The 5,353-nt window shown below is 68.1% G+C and carries 8 protein-coding genes; 5 read left to right on the forward strand and 3 right to left on the reverse strand.

Annotated features, from left to right (window positions below):
• Positions 1 to 699, reverse strand: a 699-nt coding sequence (locus VIB55_RS05115; protein WP_331875590.1) for a CapA family protein, incomplete at its 3' end; no start/stop codon positions are given.
• Positions 700 to 905: 206 nt separating this feature from the next.
• On the opposite strand from VIB55_RS05115, the gene VIB55_RS05120 reads away from it, so the two are divergent.
• The 5 genes from VIB55_RS05120 to VIB55_RS05140 all read left to right on the forward strand — a co-directional run bounded on the left by VIB55_RS05120 (position 906) and on the right by VIB55_RS05140 (position 4,143).
• Positions 906 to 1,334, forward strand: a complete 429-nt coding sequence (locus tag VIB55_RS05120) for a hypothetical protein (protein WP_331875591.1) — start codon at positions 906 to 908, stop codon at positions 1,332 to 1,334.
• The gene (locus VIB55_RS05125) at positions 1,331 to 2,095 is read left to right on the forward strand and encodes a hypothetical protein (protein WP_331875592.1); all 765 of its coding nucleotides are present in this window, start codon (positions 1,331 to 1,333) and stop codon (positions 2,093 to 2,095) included. The genes VIB55_RS05120 and VIB55_RS05125 overlap by 4 nt, the downstream gene beginning before the upstream one ends.
• A gap of 118 nt (positions 2,096 to 2,213) precedes the next feature.
• Positions 2,214 to 2,585 (forward strand): hypothetical protein, encoded by a 372-nt coding sequence (locus tag VIB55_RS05130; protein ID WP_331875593.1) that lies wholly within the window; start codon positions 2,214 to 2,216, stop codon positions 2,583 to 2,585.
• A 3-nt stretch (positions 2,586 to 2,588) separates the two neighbouring features.
• A complete protein-coding gene (locus tag VIB55_RS05135) occupies positions 2,589 to 3,362 on the forward strand; it encodes a hypothetical protein (protein WP_331875594.1) in 774 nt (257 codons plus the stop codon).
• A 316-nt stretch (positions 3,363 to 3,678) separates the two neighbouring features.
• Complete coding sequence (locus tag VIB55_RS05140) at positions 3,679 to 4,143, forward strand: hypothetical protein (RefSeq protein WP_331875595.1); 465 nt, start codon at positions 3,679 to 3,681, stop codon at positions 4,141 to 4,143.
• 73 nt (positions 4,144 to 4,216) lie between these two features.
• Here VIB55_RS05140 and VIB55_RS05145 read toward each other — a convergent pair whose 3' ends face one another.
• The gene (locus VIB55_RS05145) at positions 4,217 to 4,597 is read right to left on the reverse strand and encodes a hypothetical protein (RefSeq protein ID WP_331875596.1); all 381 of its coding nucleotides are present in this window, start codon (positions 4,595 to 4,597) and stop codon (positions 4,217 to 4,219) included.
• Between the two features lie 525 nt (positions 4,598 to 5,122).
• On the reverse strand, positions 5,123 to 5,353 hold a 231-nt coding region (locus VIB55_RS05150; protein ID WP_331875597.1), incomplete at its 5' end, for a PDZ domain-containing protein.

The following is a 5,353-nucleotide window of genomic DNA, read 5'->3' on the forward strand; positions in this document are numbered from 1 at the left end:
GCTGCCGGCGCGTTCGCACGCCGCGCCCAGGTGGGCCGTGACCACCACGAAGTCGGCCCCGGCCGCGCGCGCCTCGCGTGCGGCCGCGTCCACGGCCTGCGCCTCGGGGCCGAACTCCAGCCCCGCCGTGCGCCCCGCCAGCACGATCTCGGGGGTGGTCTGCAGCGCCACGCCGATGACGGCCGTGCGCACGCCGCCGCGCTCTACCATCACCCAGGGCCGCACCCAGGCCGGGTGCCGGCGCGTGCCGGCGACGAACACGTTGGCGGCCAGCCAGGGAAAGCGGCTGTCGCGCACCCGGGCCGCCAGGGTGTCCTGCCCCCAGTCGAACTCGTGGTTGCCGATGGCCGCCGCGTCGTATCCCGCCGCGTTGTGCGCGTCGATGGTGGCCCGCCCCCAGCTGAGGTTGCTGATGGCCGTGCCCTGCATGTCGTCGCCCGCGGAAACGATTACCGTGGGCCCTTCGAAGCGTGCGGCGACGCTGTCGAAGTGCGCCGCCAGCACCGCCGACCCGCCCGCCGCGCGCTGCGACACCGCCTGGGGGAGCAGCCGGCCGTGGAAGTCGTTGGTGTGTACGATCCGCACCCGCTTGGCCGCTTCCGGCGCGGGCGCGGCGGCGGGAGGCGCGGGCGAGCACGCGGCGGCGGCCAGGACCAGCCATGCGGCACGAGCCGTGGCGTGGGGAAGCGAGATCATCATTGCGAGCGGTGTCGGGAAGGGCGGCTGGTTCGTTTCCTGTCCGGGGATGCAATCGGTACGCCCGATGGCGCGTGGCTGGCGGGACCCTGGGAACCTCCCGCTGGGCGGCCCGAACCCGAACACGAAAGTCCTTGCGCGATGGCAGCCCGCGCGGCCATCATGAAGGGAGGGTGCAGGCTTGGAGCGACAATCCATTGGAGGCGTTGATGAGCGAAGCAGACGGCGGCAGCACCGGCCAGACCAACCCCGATTATGTGCAGGTCGATCCCCCCTCGCCCTCGCGCATGGAGGTCTCGGTAGCCGGGTACACGTCGGCGTTCTACCCGGGGTTCGTCCGCAACGTGACGGTGCAGCGGGAGGGAACATCCGTCGACCTGTACACGCAGTCCGGACCGTTCGTGCTTCCCGCGGGGGCCGAGCTGCCGTGGGACAGCAGCCAGTTCGAGTTTCGCGGCGGCCCCAACGCGCGCGACTTCGGCCTGGTGATCAACGATCCGCTGCACGAGATCGCCAGCATCGAGGTCCGGCTGAAGCCCAAGGGAGCGGCCCTTGCCACGGGTGACGAAGAAACGGTGATCATCAGGGACGTGGTCGTCCTCTGCCCACCGAATTGCGCAGTACTGCCCGGCGGATGACCGCCACGCTCCAGCTGTTGAACGCCGCGCTTACGCTGCTGTTCGGCATCCTGGCGCTGCAGGCGTGGCGTCACCTGGGCGCTGCCCGCTGGCGCAAGCTGGAAGCGGGCTGGCTGGTGACGGGCGCCAGCTTCGTGTTCATCGGCGTGTTCGGGGCCGTGCAGACGCTGGCGGCCACGGCGGCCCTTCAGGCGGGCCCCGACTCGCCGTTGTACCGCACGTACCTCGACTGGAGCCCCGCCGGAAACATCGGGCGGGAGGCGGGGATGGCCGCGTACGGCCTGATGCTGGTCGCCCTGCTCGCCGCGCGCCCGGAGCGGGTGCGCCAGGTGTCTCTCGGCGCGCTGTGGGTGATCGGCGGAACCGTGGTGGGCGGAACGACGGCCGCGGCCCTCTACGGCACCATCGACAACCACGCGCAGATGACGGCCCTGGCGGTGCTTGCCACGGCTGCCGTTCTGTCGATGCTGCTCGCCCTGCTGGTGGGCGTGATGAACGACGGGATGGACCTGGTGCTATGGTTGGCCGTGGCCGCGCATGCCGTAAAGGAAACCCTGGTGGTAAGCCTGATGGCCAGCCTGGCGTTGCTGGAAAGCGCCCGCGCCCTGGATGCCGCCCTGATCTTCTGCTGGATCAACGTCGCGGTGGCCTTGATCGCTTCGGTTCTGGCCCAGATTCGCCTGCGCCGCGCCATCGAGAACCGGCACGTTCCGGCGCTCTTCGAACGGCTGCACGCCCTGCGCCGCCCCGCGGAAAGCTGAGGCGCCACAGGGGGGCGGACGAATGCGAACGCACTTGCCCGCCCGCCCGTTAGAGTGCACTTTGTAGATCGTCTGCAGTTCCCCTCCCCGCCGTAAAATCCGTTTCCGGAGGCAAAAGATGGAAGACCACACGACCGTTTCCACCGACAACTACGACGTCAGCTTTCATCCCGCGTTCGCCAGCTCGTGCGTCATCGAGCCCGTGGGCGGCACGGCCGAAACGCTGTACCGGCAGGACAGGAGCAAGCCCGTGGACTGCCGGGGCAAGGGGCATCCCAAGAAGCACACCATCAAGCTGAAGGGCAAGAACAACGGCCGCGACGTCACCATCACCATCGACGATCCCAACCACAACATCGCCAGCCTCCAGATCCGGCTGTATCACGAAGACCGCGTTCCCGGCGAGGATGGCGAGTACAGCGACGTCTTTACCGTGGAGAACAACGCGAACACCTGCCCGCCGAACTGCGTCGACGGCGACCCGGGCTGATCCATGTTGACGCTCGCTGCCCAAGGTGCCATTTCGGTCTGCCTTCTCCTGTTCGGCCTCATCGCTCTTCGTATCGCGACGGGAGCCGCGGCACACCAGCCGGTTTACCGTCATGGCTGGGCGCTGACGGGCGCCGCGTTTCTCGTCCAGGCCGTAAATAAATCATTTCACGACGCGTTCGCGATTGCGGCGTACCTCGGTGGGCCCACGTCAGGCACGTGGGCGCACTACCTGGAGTGGAACGCAGCGCTGAACCACAGCCGTACGTTCCTTCTCACCGCCTTCTGCCTCCTGCTGGCGTATTCGTTCACCCGGGCGCGGCCGGGTGATGCGCCTGTGCCCGCCAGGGCCTGGCTGCCGATTTTCGTGCTGGCGATGGTCCTGGGCGCCATCGCGGGCATCCAGGAGGATGTGTTCACCCCGCTTCGGCACTATACGTCGGTGGCGATCTGGGATGTCATGGAGCTGTTGGCCATGCTGCTCGTGTTGTTCCTGGGCATGAGTTCCGGGCGGATGGAGCGGGGCCTGTGGGCGTGCCTGGGCGTGAACGCATTCATTCTTGCGCTGAGCGTGCTCTGGTTTGCCGCACTGTCGCGAGTTGGTGTCGGAAGCGAGTGGGCCCCCCGCCCGTACCAGATCCAGCTGACCAAGGCTGCGCTGTACGCAGCAATGATCGTCATTGCGTTCCGGCAGCTGCGCCGCGTTACGCGCGGCGAGCGCCTGAAAGGGCTGATCGAGGTGACCCGCAGCCCCATGATGCCGTCGCTGCACGGTTGAGCGGCGGCGGCACTACCGGACGGAACGGGGCCCCTCGGAAGGGGCCCCGTTCCGTTTTCTGCGCTCCGTGTGCGTCTCACGGGATGGCGCCTTCAGTGCAGGAAATTTTGTTTATGCCCCACCCGCGCGCTGGTGAAAACCCGTACCATATTGTGGACATCAAGGCCGGTGCGCCCAGCCCAAGGCGTGTTAGGTTGCGGTTGGTACCACGATTCACATCTGCAGGAACCTTCATTTTCCTTCGATCTTCCGCACGGTCCCACCGCCTGCAAAAAGGCGGAATCCCCGTCCGTTCCATCCAGCCCAGGGAGCAACGATGAAGCACATCCGGATCGCAGGCGCAGTTGCAGCAGTCGCCGTGCTGGGCGCGGCTTCCATGGCCGTCGCGGGCAACCGTACCGAGGGCACCCGCGAAGGCGTCGCGCCCATCGGCGAGCACGTGCAGGCTAGCAATGCGGGATACCAGGTGCAGGTGCACCCGGCGTTCTCCAGCGGCATCTCCATCAGGAACGCGGCCGGTGAGATCCAACTGTTTCGGCAGCAAGGAACGTTCAACCTTCCCGCAGGCCAAACCACGCCGCCGTCGCAGCACATCGTGCGCCTTCAGGGCGGGGAGTTCGATCGCGACGTGGGAGTCGTGGTGAACGATCCCAAGCACCAGATCGCGCGCATCATCGTCGAACTGTACGGGCCAGACCACCAGCCGGGCCGCAAGAGCGCCGTCGTGGAGACACTCGTGGTCGAAAACTCCCAGAAGACCTGCCCGCCGTACTGCACGTGACGCATCCTGGCCGAAAGACGAAGCGGGCCCCCCCGATGGGGCCCGCTTCGTTTGCGTGGGCTCGGCTGCCTGCTCACTCCACCCGCGGCAAATCGTGCACGGGGGTCACGTGAACCATGGGCGGGCTGCGGTCGCCCTCGGGGCCCACGATGAAGTCGTACAGGTAGCCGGGCCCCTGCAGCGCCGCCACCTCGTCGCGCCCGATGCCCAGCTCGCCCTGTCCGCCCACCACGCGGATGGCGCGCCCGGCCTGCACCTCGCGGGCGGTGAACAACTCGGCCATGTACAGTGCGCCCGGCGATCCCTGCCGGATCAGCGTGGGCGAGGTTTCCTCGATGAACGCCGCTAGACGGTCCATCACCCCGTCCGCCCCGGTGGGCTGGCCGTGCTCGGTCCTCACCAGGGCCGCCACCCGCCGCCCCGCCTCGGTGAACTGGATCAATCCGTACGCCATCCGCTGTCTCCGCTGGTTTCGTGAAAGGGCCCTGCGCGTTGCAACGGTCGGGCCCGGGCCGCGCAGGTGAGTCTGGTAGCGCTCCTGGGGAGTGCGGGAGTGCGGGAATGCGAAGTGCGAAAGTGCGAAAGTGCGAAAGTAGGGAGCGAACACTGCGGCGGGAGAATGCGAGCGAAGGTCTCCCCTTTCCGCATGCACAGCATGCGGGGAGGGGCGGGGGAGGGGCCACCCCGGGGACTGCGCCGGACCAGCCGACCCACCCCGACCTCGCCAGCGGTCCTCGAGCTTGAACATCGCAGCCGCGGGACGGAGCCGAGGCCTCTCGGTCGGTGTCCGCTGCCGCGCCCTGGCTGTTACGCGCCCTCTGTTAGATCCTTCGGCCCGCGTGGGATGTTCTGTGGGCGAGTGTGGGGCGCCTGGGCCTCTGGATGACAGATTGCCCGCGCTGGATACCGAAGCCCAATCGAGTTCTCCCGTCTCCGCACGCAGTTTGTGCGGGACGGGCCGGGTAAGGGGCCTCGTCCGTCAGCTCCCCAGCATGAACTGCGTGGCGGCCAACCGGCCTTCGCGCTCCACGTACATCACCACGCCGGTTCCCGTCAGCTGCCCGAGCATCCGCGCGGCCTCTTCGGCGCTGGAAACGCGCACGCGGTTGATTTGCAGGATCAGGTCGCCCTCCCGCAGCCCCAGCTGCCGAGCCGCGTCGGATAGGCCCACGATCAGCGCGCCCTGCTCGCTCTGCAGCCCGCGCTCGGC

Source organism: Longimicrobium sp. (assembly GCF_036554565.1).
In the GTDB taxonomy this organism is placed as follows: Bacteria; Gemmatimonadota; Gemmatimonadetes; order Longimicrobiales; family Longimicrobiaceae; genus Longimicrobium.

What these genes read in the sequence shown, in the direction of transcription:
- VIB55_RS05120 (WP_331875591.1), top strand. Translation starts at nt 906, where the DNA reads ATGAGCGAAGCAGACGGCGGCAGCACCGGCCAGACCAACCCCGATTAT.
- VIB55_RS05125 (WP_331875592.1), top strand. Translation starts at nt 1,331, where the DNA reads ATGACCGCCACGCTCCAGCTGTTGAACGCCGCGCTTACGCTGCTGTTC.
- VIB55_RS05130 (WP_331875593.1), top strand. Translation starts at nt 2,214, where the DNA reads ATGGAAGACCACACGACCGTTTCCACCGACAACTACGACGTCAGCTTT.
- VIB55_RS05135 (WP_331875594.1), top strand. Translation starts at nt 2,589, where the DNA reads ATGTTGACGCTCGCTGCCCAAGGTGCCATTTCGGTCTGCCTTCTCCTG.
- VIB55_RS05140 (WP_331875595.1), top strand. Translation starts at nt 3,679, where the DNA reads ATGAAGCACATCCGGATCGCAGGCGCAGTTGCAGCAGTCGCCGTGCTG.
- VIB55_RS05145 (WP_331875596.1), bottom strand. Translation starts at nt 4,597, where the DNA reads ATGGCGTACGGATTGATCCAGTTCACCGAGGCGGGGCGGCGGGTGGCG.